14 protein-coding genes and 1 tRNA gene are annotated in these 16,262 nt (G+C 31.4%); 4 read left to right on the forward strand and 11 right to left on the reverse strand.

The genetic code is table 11. The features are described from left to right. Positions 1-8: 8 nt before the first annotated feature. Genes ACXAG7_RS14505 through ACXAG7_RS14515 form a run of 3 tightly spaced genes read right to left on the reverse strand, consistent with a single transcriptional unit; the run spans position 9 to position 3,234 of the window. The gene (locus tag ACXAG7_RS14505; RefSeq protein ID WP_408042370.1) at positions 9-1,217 is read right to left on the reverse strand and encodes an efflux RND transporter periplasmic adaptor subunit; all 1,209 of its coding nucleotides are present in this window, start codon (positions 1,215-1,217) and stop codon (positions 9-11) included. A 7-nt stretch (positions 1,218-1,224) separates the two neighbouring features. Further along, positions 1,225-2,568, reverse strand: coding sequence for a TolC family protein (locus ACXAG7_RS14510; RefSeq protein ID WP_408042369.1), 1,344 nt, complete (start codon positions 2,566-2,568; stop codon positions 1,225-1,227). Between the two features lie 3 nt (positions 2,569-2,571). Further along, positions 2,572-3,234: a TetR/AcrR family transcriptional regulator gene (locus ACXAG7_RS14515; RefSeq protein WP_408042368.1), complete on the reverse strand. Its 663-nt coding sequence runs from the start codon at positions 3,232-3,234 to the stop codon at positions 2,572-2,574. A 74-nt stretch (positions 3,235-3,308) separates the two neighbouring features. Here ACXAG7_RS14515 and ACXAG7_RS14520 point away from each other — a divergent pair, with 74 nt between their 5' ends. Both ACXAG7_RS14520 and ACXAG7_RS14525 read left to right on the forward strand, forming a co-directional pair. Continuing rightward, positions 3,309-4,280 carry a polyprenyl synthetase family protein gene (locus ACXAG7_RS14520; protein ID WP_476667249.1) on the forward strand — a complete coding sequence of 324 codons (972 nt, stop codon included), beginning with the start codon at positions 3,309-3,311 and terminating at the stop codon, positions 4,278-4,280. Between the two features lie 53 nt (positions 4,281-4,333). After that, positions 4,334-4,407: transfer RNA gene (locus ACXAG7_RS14525), tRNA-Ile, on the forward strand. A gap of 247 nt (positions 4,408-4,654) precedes the next feature. Here the strand turns inward: ACXAG7_RS14525 and ACXAG7_RS14530 are convergent. The 4 genes from ACXAG7_RS14530 to ACXAG7_RS14545 all read right to left on the reverse strand — a co-directional run bounded on the left by ACXAG7_RS14530 (position 4,655) and on the right by ACXAG7_RS14545 (position 10,599). Then, a complete protein-coding gene (locus ACXAG7_RS14530; protein ID WP_476667250.1) occupies positions 4,655-6,400 on the reverse strand; it encodes a hypothetical protein in 1,746 nt (581 codons plus the stop codon). Positions 6,401-6,402: 2 nt separating this feature from the next. Next, entirely contained in the window at positions 6,403-8,874 is a 2,472-nt protein-coding gene (locus ACXAG7_RS14535) for an ATP-binding protein (protein WP_476667251.1), read from the reverse strand. Between the two features lie 5 nt (positions 8,875-8,879). Further along, complete coding sequence (locus ACXAG7_RS14540; protein ID WP_476667252.1) at positions 8,880-10,184, reverse strand: hypothetical protein; 1,305 nt, start codon at positions 10,182-10,184, stop codon at positions 8,880-8,882. A gap of 193 nt (positions 10,185-10,377) precedes the next feature. Next, positions 10,378-10,599, reverse strand: coding sequence for a helix-turn-helix domain-containing protein (locus tag ACXAG7_RS14545; RefSeq protein ID WP_476667253.1), 222 nt, complete (start codon positions 10,597-10,599; stop codon positions 10,378-10,380). Positions 10,600-10,694: 95 nt separating this feature from the next. Between ACXAG7_RS14545 and ACXAG7_RS14550 the strand changes: the two genes are divergently transcribed. Next, positions 10,695-11,603: a hypothetical protein gene (locus ACXAG7_RS14550; RefSeq protein ID WP_476667254.1), complete on the forward strand. Its 909-nt coding sequence runs from the start codon at positions 10,695-10,697 to the stop codon at positions 11,601-11,603. Positions 11,604-11,635: 32 nt separating this feature from the next. Beyond that, a complete protein-coding gene (locus tag ACXAG7_RS14555) occupies positions 11,636-11,992 on the forward strand; it encodes a hypothetical protein (RefSeq protein WP_476667255.1) in 357 nt (118 codons plus the stop codon). A 105-nt stretch (positions 11,993-12,097) separates the two neighbouring features. Here the strand turns inward: ACXAG7_RS14555 and ACXAG7_RS14560 are convergent, their stop codons facing one another. The 4 genes from ACXAG7_RS14560 to ACXAG7_RS14575 form a co-directional block, all read right to left on the reverse strand. Then, positions 12,098-13,063 carry a hypothetical protein gene (locus tag ACXAG7_RS14560; RefSeq protein ID WP_476667256.1) on the reverse strand — a complete coding sequence of 322 codons (966 nt, stop codon included), beginning with the start codon at positions 13,061-13,063 and terminating at the stop codon, positions 12,098-12,100. A 3-nt stretch (positions 13,064-13,066) separates the two neighbouring features. Then, a complete protein-coding gene (locus tag ACXAG7_RS14565) occupies positions 13,067-13,402 on the reverse strand; it encodes a helix-turn-helix domain-containing protein (RefSeq protein WP_476667257.1) in 336 nt (111 codons plus the stop codon). Positions 13,403-13,464: 62 nt separating this feature from the next. Continuing rightward, on the reverse strand, positions 13,465-14,412 hold the full coding sequence (locus ACXAG7_RS14570) for a hypothetical protein (RefSeq protein WP_476667258.1): 948 nt from the start codon (positions 14,410-14,412) through the stop codon (positions 13,465-13,467). Between the two features lie 5 nt (positions 14,413-14,417). Next, entirely contained in the window at positions 14,418-15,722 is a 1,305-nt protein-coding gene (locus ACXAG7_RS14575; protein WP_476667259.1) for a tyrosine-type recombinase/integrase, read from the reverse strand. Positions 15,723-16,262 lie beyond the last annotated feature (540 nt).

Consider the following 16,262-nt stretch of genomic DNA (forward strand, 5'->3'; position numbering starts at 1 on the left):
TCCTACTCTTATTTATTTTTTTGCGCTACATTTTTGGCAGCTAGGTTTAAGATTTGCACTTGCTGACCATTTTTAACACTTCTCGCCCCTTCTAATACGATTTCATCGTTGCTTTTAATTCCCGAAAGAATTTCAATCACATCTCCCTGTGTTTTTCCAGTGGTGATGATTACTTGTTTAGCAACACCTGTAGTTTTACCAGCCTTATTTTCGATGCTATCGACTACAAATACGTACTGCTCTCCTTTTCCATTTTCAGAGATGATGCTCTGTGGAATCAAAATTGCACTTGGATTGGTATAATCATTAATACGCAACTTCGCTGTTAAATTAGGCTTGATCGTACGGTCTTTGTTAGGCACAGCAACTTCTACTTTAAAAGTTCTGTTAGCAGGATTGATAAAGTTTCCGGCTTGACGTACAGTAGAGCTTACTGTCGTTCCTAAGATTGGGAACTCTACTTCTACCTTTTTTCCTTTCTTTACTGAAGAGATATAGCTCTCTGGCACATCCGTTTCGATGTACATATCTCCTAAGTTCACAACGCGGAATACCTCAGCACCAGGACCTGGAGCCACTACGGTTCCCTGCTCTTTAATAACGTCATCAACAATTCCTGTAAACGGTGCACGAATCACACTCTTCGCCAATTGTTCTTTCAATTGGTTTACAGATCTCATCGTTGTTTCGTAGGTTGTTTTCGCCTGTAAATACTGGATTTCAGAACCGATTTTTTGGTCCCACAATCTCTTTTGACGATCGAAGGTAGTTTTGGCTAAGGCCGCTTGTGCCTCTACCTGTGCTACTTGCTGACTCAAGCCACCGTCGTCGATTTTTGCCAATGCCTGTCCTTTTGCTACGCGCTGTCCTTCTTTCACATAGATTTTTACTAACTGACCTGGCATTTCAGGATATACGAGTACATTTTTCTTTGTTTGTACATTTCCTTGTAAATCTAAATAATGCACGAACTCGGTATTTACGGCCTTTTCGGTAGTAATCAAAGGCACTTTTTTATTGGTGTCTAACTTTGCAATCTCTGCACTTAACAATTTGATTTGCGAAGCTAGTTCTTGTTGTTTTTTATCTAACTCGTCCTTTTTAGTACGGATAGTTTTTAGGTCTTGTGAGTTTATTGCTGACTCCACTGATTGCTCTTTACTTCCACATGAAGCTAAAAGTGACGCTGTTACGATGATGGTTGCAATCTTTCTCATTAGTTGATTATTTAATAGGTATGTTTAATGCGTTTTCTAATTTTGCTTTTTTAGCAATCACTTCTAACATGGATTGCATATAGCCGTTTTGTTGTGAGTACAACTGATTTTGCGCTTGTAATAAATCAAAACTCGACGACAATCCTTCAAAGAATTTCACCTGCTGCTTTTTTTCAATGCGCTCTGCTAAGCCTAAATTTTTCTTAGCGGTTTCATAATTTTCGATACTCAATTGGTATTCGCTCTTTGCCGATTCGGCTTGAAGGTTTAACTTCTGACGAATCTCTTCGCGTCTGATATCGGCATTTTCCAACTCAATACGAGCACGGGCTGTTTTTGAACGTCTCCCGAAACTGCTAAAGATCGGTACGTTTAAGCTCACCCCAAACATCGAATAGTCAAACCACTTCGATTTTGAACTAAAAAATTCAAATTCGTTTGAGTTTGCATTGGCTCCGTAGTTTACAAAGGCTGATAAGCTCGGTAAGGCCTTACTTTGCTCCAAACGCATTAACAAACGCTTGCTTTCACGATCGTTATCCGCCATGCGATAATCGATGTGCTTTTCTACGTCAAACACTTTGGTCAACAGGCTCAAATCGGTATTTGCCAGTACCAAACTATCGAGGTCATCGGTCAATACGAGTTGCTTTTCGATTTTATTTCCAAGAGCGATGTTTAGCATTTTGTACGAAATTGCCTTCATACGCTTGGCATTGTTTAAGTTGTTTTCAACATTCGCCAAGGTGATTTGCAATTGCTCTACATTTTCTAGTTCTGTTAATCCGTTGTCGTAGATTTTTTGGGTTTCGTCAAGGTTCTTTTGCAAGTTTTGACGGTTGTTTTCTAAGATCCCGATAGACTTTTCGATTAACAGTACGTTTCCGTAGGCATTGATTACTGCTTCACGCGTAGCCAAGGCTGTTTTTTCTTTGGATTGCTCCGAAATTTTCAAGTAGGTTCTTGCCGACTGCAGTCCTACCAAGTACGATCCGTCAAAAATTAACTGACGTAAGGTTACGGAGGCGTTCATGGTTTGCTTGGTTCCGAAGCGCACAGGCACAAAGGTTCCTGGTGCTCCTCCTGCTAATTCAGCTGGCAACAACTGTACTTGTTGCTTTAACCAGTTTTGGTAGTCTACCTTTCCATCAATTTGAGGCAATCCGATGGTAGTAGTTTCCCACTTTCGCTCTTTGGCTGCTTCAATATTTTTGGCTGCAATCTTGTTATCGTAGTTGTTTTTCAGTGCATAATCGATCGCATCTTGCATCGATAAATGCAACTCTTTTTGCTGTGCAAACACCCCGCACGATAAAAAGAGTATAAATACATGGAAAATGTATTTCCTCATCGCTTATTTGTTTTGATTTATGATTTTTAATTGTTTTTCTAGCTCCGCTAATCCCTTTTCTGTGGCTATTGCCCTGATATGATATTCTAAAATTTCGTATTCAATACGCAAAACTTCCTGCATGTGTTGACTGTACAACTCGCTTTCAAACACGCCGAAAATCAAGGTAAAGTAAAAGTTCCCTACCAATTCTATATTGATAGAAGGACGGTATAGGCCCTGTTCAATTCCTTTTTCAAGGTTGTCTGCATTGCAATCTTTAAACATGCACACCTCTCGGTCCATTAAATCTTGGTACGTCTCCGGGTAGTACTTTTTTAACTGGTACATGGGAGAGGTTTTGGCATTTTTAAACATTTCCTTAAAGATAGCTTTAATTTCGAATTCCTCCTCTATCGCATTGAAATCCTGATCTTTAATATTTAAAATTGTTTTATCTATCGCCTGCTGAACAGCACCGGTTGCCGCGGCCACTAAATTTGCCTTGTTCGAAAAATACTTGTACAAGGTCTTTTTAGAAATCCCCAGCTCACGTGCTATATCATCCATCGTCACACTTTTGAACCCTAAGGTCAAAAACATTTCTCCTGACTTTTCTAAAATTTTATCTCTCATAATCTGGGCAAAGGTAGTGCAGGAAACTTTAGAAACAAAAAAAGTTTCCATAGTTTTAATTATTTTTTAACATTCTGGTATGGTGTAGCTATTTGTTTACCTTATTTTTACAAAAAATTTGAAATTTGGACTTACTACAATATCAATCAGACTTTTTAAAATATTTAGCCGCTCAGAATTTCACCAGAGAACCTAGAAACCTCTATGAACCTGTCGATTACATCTTGCAATTAGGCGGAAAACGCCTGCGTCCCGTACTGACCTTGATCGCTGCCGATTTGTTTTCGGGAAGCTATGAAAACGCCCTTCCAGCAGCCTTGGCCGTAGAAGTTTTTCATAATTTCACCTTGGTACACGACGACATTATGGACGATGCTCCCCTGCGACGTGGTAAGGAAACTGTACACGAAAAATGGGACATCAATACCGGAATTTTATCGGGAGATGCCATGCTCATTTTAGCGTACCAGTATTTTGAGAATTACGAGCCTTTAGTGTTTCAGAAGTTAGCGAAGTTGTTTAGTAAAACAGCCTTGGAAGTGTGTGATGGTCAGCAGCTAGATGTGGATTTCGAAACGCGTAACGACGTAGAGATATCGGAATACATCGAGATGATCCGTTTAAAGACTTCTGTATTGGTAGGTGCCGCCCTAAAAATGGGAGCCATTGTTGCCAATGCCGATGAGGAAGCCGCTTCCCATATTTATAATTTTGGTGTAGACCTCGGTATTGCCTTCCAGCTACAGGACGATTATTTGGATACTTTTGGTGATCCGGAGAGTTTTGGAAAACAGGTAGGTGGTGATATTATTGAGAATAAGAAGACGTATTTGTATTTAAAAGCCTTGGAGGTAGCTTCACCAGCAGACAGCGAGGCCTTGCTAGCCTTGTACAATACCGACGAGGTTGCTAAAGAAACTAAGGTTACAGAGGTCAAAGCTATTTTTGAACGCAATAACATCCCAGCACTCACGCAACAACTCATTGAAGATTACACGAATAAGTCGTTTGAACATTTGACCCAGCTGGATTTACCGGCCAAAGCAACCGACGGACTGCGCGCTTTTGGCGTACAGCTGATGAGCAGAAAAGTATAAAAATTACTTGGGTATTTTAAAAAAGTTTTTATCTTTGCACACCCAAAATCACAGGTCCTATAGCTCAGTTGGTTAGAGCACCTGACTCATAATCAGGGGGTCCATGGTTCGAGCCCATGTGGGACCACGCAAAAAATCCATAACACACTTTTAATTAAGTAGTTATGGATTTCGTGTTTTATAACGTAACAACATTTGTTACAACAATAAAAGATTCTCTTATTTGAACTAATAAAAAAACTTACTCCTAAAAGTTATTATTATTTTATCTCCAACTTAAACTAGAACAGGGGGGGTACCCCAAAAAAAAGGAAACCTACATGGTTTTGCAAGTAGGTCTCTTCTTGTTTAATACATTTATAATAAATATGATTTTAATATTGTGTAAAATCTACATCAAAACCATTTCTAGACAAGTACTGCATAAAGCTTTGTAATAAATCTGTAGAATAAGGGTCTCTATAATTTTTTATTCTACTAATACCAAAATCAAAACTCTTTCTTTGAATATTAAATAAATTATGATTTCCCAACCTTAATTCCTTTATGCAATCTGGTTTTTTAAAGAATGGTTTTAATATATCTACTTTACCTCTTAAGTCTCCTTGAACTTGACTTTTAATATCATTAAAGGCTACATAAGCATTTCCTTGTTTACTTAACTCTGAATGAATTTTCTCATATCTCTTAAGAGAAGTAAAGTGAATTAAATTATTTTCAATCTTTTCCTCATTCAAATCTATCCTTGATTCTCCTTCTGTATTATACACACACAAATCCAACATATCTAATGAGATTGTCTTAAAATTAGGGAAATCAGCATATGTTTTTAAATCTGGAGAAGTGGTTCTTAATTTTTTATAACGAGGGTAAGGTAAATCTCCTTCACTACTTTTTATCTCTTTTAAGGGAATTAAAAAACCTTTACCGTAGTTAAATCCTCTTTTTCCATTTTGTCTTATAGCTAAATTACAAGGCTGAGATAATAAGATATACTTACTATTACCTATTTTAAAAATATCTCCATTAGAAATAGGGAAATGAAGCTTATTTACTATTTCTTTTTCATAATAAACTTCCTTTTCATGTATTTCAATTGCTCTTTGGTCTTTATGAGGGAATTTGTAGCCAGTTTTCTCAAAATCTAAATCTCTAATCTTTGACATTGAATTTTCAAACGAACCTCTAACATCATCATTTGTAAACAATTTATAATTAGAATAGTTTTGAATTATATGCTGTAATCTAAATAAAGTGTTTGCTTCCCACACCCCTTCATCCACAGAAGCTTTTTGAATAATTTGATTGAAAGTTTTCGGTGAAAGTGCATTTAACTCTTTAATAGATGACTGAAAACTCTTTTCTAATAATTCAATTGATTTGTCTTTTAAATCCTCAATATATTTTAATGAGATAATATTTTTCACTCCCTCTGCAAAAGCACTCATTTGGGGGTCAAAGGCAAACCTCTTTTTAGAAACAGTATAAAATAATTTAGCATCTAAACTATAAGTTGATGAGTATTCATACCTCTTTTCATCTTCATTTTCAATATCATATTTATGTGAAAAAATACCACAGCATACTTTTTCTTTATGTTCTCCTTCAACCAACTGTTTTGCTAAACCTACTCCATCGTAAGCCCCATTGAACCCATCCCAATTTTCAAACTCAAAATCAAATAGACATAAAAATCTTTCACCATCTTTAAGAGACTCTAATTCATTTTTGTTTTTCTCAACCCATTCATCTGGAGTATATAACTCTACTACATCTCCTAAAACATCTTTAATTTCTAAAGCAGGCTTAATATTAGAGCTTGTATCATTATCTATACAATCACATATTCTTTTTAAGGAAAGAGTTTTATCATTTTCTTTCCAATAATCTTTTATTTGCTGTTCAAAAACTGCATCAGGTACTGTCCAATTAATATTACTAAACTCTTCAATCTCTTTGGGTATATCACCAGAGGATTTGACAAATTTCATTTGACCAATAAAGAATTGTTCTTGTTTACTTATATCAAACTTATCGTCTATATATAGTATCTTCTTTATGTTCTCTTTTTCTAATAATGTTTTGATTGAATTTACAGCAAGATTTTTTGCTTCTGTCATAGTTAATCTAGAATGGTATTAAAGTTGATAGAAAAAATGTATTTTTTATTATTGTCATTTCTTTTAGGTTCTAATACAATAGTTGAACCTGAAGAATCTAATAATTGTTGAGTAATAAAGAGCCCTAATCCTCGACCTTTAGACTTTGGCTTCATTGTTGAAAAAGGTTCAAATATCTGATTCTCTATTGATTTAGCCACACCTTCTCCGTTGTCATAAACTGACACCCAAGGCTTGTTTATAGAAATGTTTATTCTTGCATTAAAAGCCTTATCCTTTGACTGTTTCTCTTTTAACCAATATTCTGAGTTATTCAATAGATTATCAATAACCTGAGTCAGTTTTCCCTTATTCATTTTAATTGTGAAATCCTCTTTTACATCAACCCTAAGCTCTATATCATTTTTTGAAAATCTTGTTTTATAATATTCTTCCTCTCCTTTGAAGTATTCGCTCAACTTTATTAAATGTCTTTTCTCTTTATTATATTTTAATGAAGGGTCTAAATGCTTCAATTGGACTTTCAATCCATTGACTGTAGAATTTATATATTCTATTAAAACAAAAATATCAGATTCCGTAAGTTTATTACTCTTTAGTTTTCGACTATAAAACATAGACCTTTCATCTAATCTTTCTGCTATAGTCGCAAACTCATGGCTTACAGCTTCAGCTGTTAAACCAAGACCTGCTAATTCAGAAAAATTATCTAATTGTTCTTCTAAAATTTCAATTTTTGGCTCAAGAATATCAAGTACATCTTTTATTTTTTCCGTCTTACTAATAATTGAACTAGCTTCTCTTAAAGCCATTTCTGATTTTTCAATATCAATTAAAATTCTTTCTATTGATTTAGCTATTTTAATAGTCTCAGGTGTAGACAAAAGACTTTCGGGAGAATGTTCTTTTTTAATTTTAGATAGCTCCTCCTTACTATTTTTTAAAGCCACTATAGCTTCCTTACTTTTATTAGTATTTTCTATTGCTTCTTTTGCTATTGACTTACCAGTTTTAAGAGCCTGATATTGTGTTTTAATAGAACTTTTTTCAGTTTTAAACTCTCTTAAAAAGGCATTATAATCTCTCCTTACATCATTCAAATAAGAATTAATAGTATCCCTTATAAAAAATGATAAAAACATAAAATTATCTGAATAAGGGTTACTTATAAAACCTTGCCTATCTGTCTTATCTTTTAAATTTTTATTTACACCTTCGTCTATCAAAAAATAACCTATAACATTACTAGGTCTTAAAGAATAGAAAGATTTACCTAAGGTTTTATCATCTCCTAACTTCATCCAATCTAAACTTTGCTCAAAACCATAAGGTAACACAGCAAAACCATTCCTATATATTTTAACCCCTAATTGATTTAATGCAAATGCTTTATAGTTTTTTATATTATCAAAAACATTCTTTATCCTTTCATCTCCATCTAACCAATTATCTAATAGAAAATCATTTATACAGCCTTCAAAAAAACCAGGATTAGCTACCTCTCCATCTATATAATGAAGTTCAGATATTTCAGATAAATCAAAAACCTTTTTAAATGAGAAAATATAATTATTAGCTGATGCCTTTTTTATATAGCTCCTATTTTTTTTAGAAAGAACATACTCTGTAAACTTCTTTCCATTATCTGGCAATAAATACTCATAATAATTGTCTCTTTTCTCATTTTGCCCAAGAAATTTTTCTAGTTTAGTTTTCCCTTCAACAACTAGCTTTTCATCTTCAAGTTTAAAAGAATAGCTAGAAATAGCTAAATCATCTAAAGCTAGTTGTGTTTCTTTTAAGTTAACAACTTCATTATTAATTTTTAAATAAACATTAAAAGGATATTTCTTATTTTCATTATATGGAGAAATCAATTGAACAATTTGAGCCTTAAACCTTTCTAAATTCACACCTTTCCAAACTGAATGATCTCTCAATCCTGAAAGAACAATTTTAGTTCCTTTATTTTTGGTTAAAAATGGTTCGTTATAAACAGTAACCTTACTCAACTTTGTAAATTTCTCAAAATCCTTCCAATTGAATCCCAAGTGCACCCCTTCAGCATTTTCTTTTTTTGTGTAAAACTCACAAGCATCTGCCAATCTCTGGGTACTTAATCTCCCCAAACCTTTATCTCCTAATGGTGTCCTATTTTTCTTTGTTTTTTTTTCTGCTTGTTTAAATTCTCTTTTCTTAGAAGCCGAAATAACTAACCACGAATCAATTATAGTCTTTTCATCCATACCTACCCCATCGTCTTCAACAACTATATATCCCTTTTTCTCTTTATAAAATAAATCTTCAGAATAAAGCTCATTCATTGAGTTTATTTCAATAGACACATATGAGGCATCTGCATCATATGAATTCTTTATCAATTCCATCAAAGCTGTAACTTCATCTGGAACTAATTCTTCTCCAAGCTGTTTTACGATATGTGGAGTAATATCAAACTTAAACTCTTTATTCATACCTTTTATATCTTGAATATCAATATCTTTTCTTTGTTCATTGTATTTGAAAAATTGTTTCTTACAGGCATTCTTTTACTTAAGATATCTCTTTCTAAATCAATAAAAAGTTCAATACCCTTACTTTCAAACAATTCAATTAATATCCTGTCATTTTCAACCTCTTTTTTATTTACACTTCTGTTACCTACAGTCCACACAAGATAGGAGTCCTCATTCATTTTTGATAAAGAATTATCAATTGTCACATCCAAATCATTGATAAAAGAAGTTACTTTTCTAGCTCTCTTTCTTTCTTCAGTATTAAATCCCTTAAAAAAAGCTTTCAATGTTCGTGACTTATCAAACATCTTTTTCTCTACATTAAATAACTCTTCAGGTAATCTACCTCCTAAACTATTCGAATCAATCTCCTGAATAACATTCAAATAGTCTATAGATATATTTTCATCTATATCTTCTGTTGGTATCCATTGAAGAGGCAGATATGAAAACTGACCATAGGTTACTGTTGTGTGATTATCCCCATAAGGAGGTGAACTTACCAATAAATTAAACCTTTTATCTGTTTTCAATTCAATCTTAGAATCTCCCCAGTTTACATCAACCTCTTGTTTATATAAACCATTCTCCAATAATCCTTTTAGCTCTAAATTGCTTTTCAGATTAAATATATCTTGGATACTTCTATCACAAATCTTATTGAAATACTTTATCGGTGAAAGTTTTCTGTTCTCTATTTCTTTAGCCTCTCTAACATGCATTTTAAAAGTAGAAGTTCTATCATTGCTTGTCAACCTAATTGTTTCAGCTAATGCTACCCAAAAAAACTTTCTATGAAATTTATTTTCAATACTCAAAATGGCTCTTCTTATTTTTGATAATTCAATTTGAACTTCATCTTTAAACCACTTATTAATATTTTTAAAGTTAACATCTACTTCAAAAGAAGTATCATTATCAATTTTCCTTATTATAATTTCATAGTCTTCATTTAACTCACTTGAATAAACAAAAGTCTTCACTTGACTTATCAATACGGATAAAGGATTTATATCTTGACCAAATACTGAAGCCCCATAACTCATTCCTGTGACCAAAGCATTAGAAGCCCCCATAAAAGGGTCTATCATTTCCACATGATTAGGAAGGTCTTTTATAATAGTCTCAATGATAGATTCCTGCACAGAAGGAACCATCATTGCTGGATAGTTTATTATTTTTCTTGCGTAATCTCTATTATTATAATTAACACCGTTTAATACAGAACTATCAATTTTTATTAGAGATTCAAATATATTATTACTCATCAATGAGAGAATTAGTCTTTAAAAGTAAATAGCTTAAATCTTTATTGCAAATTTAAGCTTATATCTTTTGATAAAGTTAATCCATGTTTTTAATTTTTCTTATAATACTCTACTAGTTAAATTAGTTTGTTAAAAAAACAGCTCAAAACTGGTAGAAATTCCAATGCTTTATAGAGGGGCTTTATTTGATATATCAAAAACCTCTTTTAAAAAATTCATGTAAGCTGACTTCAAAATAAGAACAAATTTTATTCAATGTTATAAAGGATGCGTCTCTTCTTCCTTGCTCTATTCTCCCAAAATGAATTCCTGTATCGTTATAGGCTTGTTCCTGAGTTACTCCTTTTTGATTTCTTAATTCTTTTACTCTCTTGGCTAACGAAGTTAGGATAGCCTTTTCTTCTTTATTGTCCATGACAGCAAGGTCATTTTTTAGAGTAAAAATATTAATGACTATTTGGTCATTATTTTTATATTTGCCTTATGTACAATATCTAAGATAAATTTGACATGAAAAAAGGTAATGCTTTAAAATTATTAATTTTTGTTTTTCTATTAATAACAGGATTAAATATCCAATCTCAAAACGATAAAAAAGTTTTTGAATACTACAAAAATACGGGCACACCAATACATCAAGACATAAAGGTTACTCCTTCATATATCAAAGAAAATACAGCTACTATATCAACTGATTTTGGAGATATCAGTCTAAAAAACAACAAATCAATTTCTGATAAATTTAACATAGATTCTAGCTATAATAAACCAATTGCTCCAAACTCAAACCTCTCATTTTATGACAAACAACAAATAGAAAAGCAAAGTGTAGGAGATTTAATAGAAAATTTAAAAGATAATCGACTAAATACAACCACATTCGTAAATAAAAAGAATACTAATTCACTTAATAAACATAAAAACCATAATAAAAACTATCCAACTGACGATAAAAATAACCCTCTATTGAATTTCATCAAATGGGGATTAATAATTACTTTGATTAGTGTATTTCTTTACTGGAGTTTAACCTTACCTAAATCTTCTAAAATAACAGGAAAAACCTTACATCAAGAGAGAAATAAAAATCACTATGAAATATTCCCACCAACTATTAGAGAGTTTTCTAAAAGACAGAATATAGACAATGGAGAACCTATAGACTCAATTAAGGAAATTCAATCAAAAATTACTTTCGGAAATGGTTTTATAACTATAGAAAGTGAAGACAATATTATAGAACTTCTTATAAAAAAAGTACTTCCTCCGAAATATTATGGTTTTCTGTTTGTTTGTGACAAATTTAACATCAGAGTAGATAAAGACGAAGATTATATAACAGTCACAAAAGCTATTGATGAAATTAATGACTTTGGTGAATTACATAAAAACATTAAAGGAGTAAAGTATTTTAATTAAACTAACTGAATTATTAACCATAAACTTTAAAAATGAAAAAATTGTTTTTACTAGTCTTTCTTGGCATTACTAGTTTATCCTATAGTCAAAAGACAAAATCCGATTGTGTTATTCAATCAAACTTTAAAGAGCCTGAACGCACTAAAAAAATGAAAAAATGGGCTAAAAGAATGAATAAATTCAACCAAGGAGCGTTCCCTTCACTTAAAGAAATAAAATCTCATGTTTCTATTGATAATGATTGTGATATCAAAAAAGTAATTTTATTAAAAATGGAAGAACAAGCTGGCAATGGTATTTATATTCTATGTGTCGAAGGAAAAAAAATGAAATACAAAAGAATGGGCACTGTGATTATGAAAAATGATAAAAACCCATTTGATAAATAAAATAAAAAAGAGCTAGAATCTCATTTTTCTAGCTCTTATATTGAAAATCCCATAATTTAAAAATTTGTGATTATTTCACTCATTACAATACCATAAATATCCCAATTAAGCAACATTAAAAAGGCTAACACTGCTTCTATTACAATCAGAATTCATTAGAAGATTAAACTTTTCAATAATATCTTCTCTTAATTCACTCTTCCATGTATCTAAATTGTATTTTTCAACAATCTTATCATACTGTTTCTTGTGATAACAAGATGTATTTTTAGATTTACTCCCTTTTAGCGAGACCCAATAACTAGGATGAGTATAATTGGTTATCTGTCTTACTTCTTTTTTATTCATCCAGACTTCTCCACAATAAGAATCTATAATTTGAAACTTGTCAAACTTATTCAAAAAATCTTTCATCAAAGCCAAATACACATTTGGGTCTCGAAGGTCTTCTAAATTAAAAATCCCCATTTTCTGAAGTTGTTTCTTTGAAGTATACTTCACTTCAACCCTTAAAATATTCTTATCTTTTAACTCCATTTCAAACTCTTTTTGTCTGGCAAAATTTAAAGATTTATCATATATTTTTATTTCATATTCTTTATACTGAAACTTCTTTATCTTTTTACCTTCATCATTTTTAGGAGCATAACATGGTTCTTTAAAATTATGCATTAAAACAAATCTTTCTAAAAACTCCGCAGGTGTAATATTTAATTCAATATTGAATCCAAACTCTAAGTTTGTAATTAACGTTTCACTTAAAGGGTATGATATTTCACGCTCAATTTCATCTAACGTAAATTGAATATCACAGAAATTAAAATCATTAAAATTATGATTCCCATTCCCCATTTTACTATTATAATACTTGTGAATAGAATTCTCTACACTTCCGTAACATCTAGTTACTTTTATATATAGATTCTCTTTTCTTGAATTTAAAGGATACGCCTCTCTAATTCCCAGAGTATAATTATACTTACTTTGAACTTTGAAATCTTTCTCTTTATTTTCAAAGTTCTTTTCCATTAATTGTTTATTCAACAATCTTACTTTAAAATAATCTACCATAGCTTACTTCTTTAAATTAACATACTTTTCTATAGAAGACCTATAATACCTTGGAGATCTACCTATGCGTGTATCAGGCTCTAAAACACCCTTAGCTCTCCAACTATATAAAGTTGGTCTTTTAACTTTTAAAATTTCACAAACCTCTTGAATTGACAGCAATTCCTGTGGGTTTTCTTCTCCAACCGTTTTTGCTTCAACCTCTATAGTTTTAGCAAAAATCGTTTCACTTCCTTTTAATTTCTCCACTACTCTGTGGGCTACCTTATCAGCTAACATTTCAATTAACTGAAACACCATGTTATTAATGGTATGTTTTAATGTAATCTGTTTATTCATAGTATATGTTATTAATAATTTCTACAAATATCAGAAGTGGGAAATTGGGGAAGTTGGGGAGGTTACTTTTTTGTAAGCTTATGTAAAATTTCTTCAACAAAAGAAATATTAACCTCTTTTAAAGCATAATGCCTTGCGTTATGGTTTGGATTCAACCTCGCTTCGTAGTATCTTTTGAAGTTGTTTTTTGAAGTATCAGGAAATGACGATATTTTACATAACGTTTTTCCTATTAGTGAAGAATTGTTGTAGAACTTATTTTCTAAATGTTCTATAAACCCTATTAAATGACAAAAAGTATAATATTGAGTCTGAATACTTATATTATATCCTCCATAGTCCATACTCCTTCCTAAAGTAGCTATAATTTTATCTGAGTTTCTATACTTATTTCTCAATACTTCAACAAAACCCAGATTCAATAACTCTTTATAAAAACCTGTGCTTTTTATATCTGGCAAAACACTTTGATTCTCTTTGGTTACATCATCTTCAATTTGCAGTTTTAGAAAACTATATTTTTGATGATTTAATCTTTCTAACAAAAAATTATACCCCTCAATAAAAACGTTTAAAATATTTCTCTGGCTTTTATTTAAGCTCTCCTGCTCTATTTTATTTAATTCATCTAAGCATTCTACCAACTTATTTATAAAAGTCCTTAAAACAAACTTTTTAAGACTAATATCTTCTCCTTCTTTTGCTATATAGCTATCTACTAAACTAATCGCTTCAGGTATTTTTTCTTCTAATAACCATTTTTGATAATCAAAAATTAAACTACTAAAACTTTCAGCATCAAACTCATCATAATTAATACTAGAAATCAGATTATCAGTTTCAATTATTTTCGATTTATCTCTGTTCCTATAAACTTCAACAATATCATCTTGAATAAGCTCATAATATACTCTTTCGAAAAAAGTTTTTGGCTCTACTTGAAATCCTAAAAACTCATTTTCTAGAAGTTCTAATTTTGAATATAATGGGATGTTAATTTCTAGACTCATAAATATTAGACCAATATACTAGAATTCTTGAAAGCATCAGTACTTGTTATTTGAGCAATTCTTTCCTCTTGAGGGTTACGTATATATTTCATAAACTCTTTAACTGTAGTATGACCACTTAACTGCATAATATCGTGTATCGGCATCCCCTCCTTATACTTTAGAGTACAAAAAGTTCTTCTAGCTGTATGACCCATTATGAGCTTAAATTTTGGTACATACTTTACTTCTTTTCCATCTGCTTTTTTTCGTTCAATCTTAATCTTTTCATTTATCCCTACTAACCTACCAACTTCTTTTATATCTTCATTTAATTTCTGATGGGTTATTTTATTAGGCATTTTGTTGCCATATCTACTCTTTACTATTTCTTTAATAGCAGGTGTAATTTTACAATGCACTTCTTTTTCAGTTTTTTTCTGCTTTATTTTAAAATACTCCTCTTCATTTATCCTAACAACAGAATGCTCTTGAAGATTATGATAATCACTTATTCTTTGACCCATTTCACAACCAACTAAAAAAATATCTCTTGCTAATTGTAACTTAGGTTTATCACTCAAATCAAAATCATACATTTTTTTCAACTCTTCTTTACTCAGGTAAATCGCTACTACATCCTCTTCCATAACTTTAAATTTCCTATACTTTAAATTAGTATGTAATTCTTCGTCAGCAGACTCACTCATGAAAGTCTTTATCCTTTTTATAAACCCTCCTATTGTATTAACTGCATATCCTATCCCTCTCATATGTGGTTTATAAAACAAATACTCTACAAATTCTGAATAAAACTCTAAATCAACATTATCAAAACTAAGTTTATAACTCATTTCTTTTTCAAAATCTTCGAGCTGACTAAGAACCTGTTTATATTTATTAATAACCCCTCCCTTACCTAACTCTTTTTCCTTTCTATCAATAAACCTTTTTATATATGAAGTAAAACTTTTATCAATTACTTTTGGTTTGTCAAGAACTTTCTTTCTAGTAAAAACATCTAAGTGTGACCTTAACAAGTCATTAGTAATTTCAATTTGCTTAGAGTCACAATCAGCTACAAAACCATTAACTTCCGACTCCAAGTCTCTCATCAAATCTCTTATTGCCATAGAATTAACTACAGCTACAACATTCTTTACTTTTTTTGTCTGATTGTTCCAATATTTAGGATTAACCGAATGACCTATTGCATAAACAAATCTTTTGCCTCTACCATAAGAATAACTTAAACTAATTGGTTTTTCTTCTTTTGATGAACTTCTTAAATAAAAACTTACAGTACCTCTCGTTCTTTTTGTATGCTTCATAGAAACTTTGTTTTGTTACATAAATATACAAACGTAACAACATTTGTACAAACATTTAATAAATAAATATAATTCCAAAAAAACATCAAAAAACACAAACTACCTGTTTAAACCAATTAAATAAAGAGATTTAATGTTTATTTTTGTTTATCCTTATTCATTAGCAAACATAAAATTACAGTCCATGTGGGACCACCTTTAAACCTTGTAATCTATTGATTATGAGGTTTTTTGCTTTTATTAATTATTTTATGTGTCAGTATTTGAGTCAATATTTTTATTTTTTCTCTTACTTAAATTAACTGATTTAGTTGAAAAACTATTTTTTTAAACTTTATTCCGTTCCTAATATCATCAACAACTACTACACATCTTCCAGCCACCATTTTACAAAGATTAATCCCTCTTAACTCAATGTTGGTCTGTTGCAACAACTGTTGCGTTTTTGTTGCGCTTTTGTTGCAAAACTGTTGCACATCTTTCAAACACCCCATTATTATAAGGATTCAAACCTCTTAAACCTTTGTTGTTCTGTTGCAA

It is taken from the genome of Tenacibaculum sp. AWR4_210, from assembly GCF_056160945.1.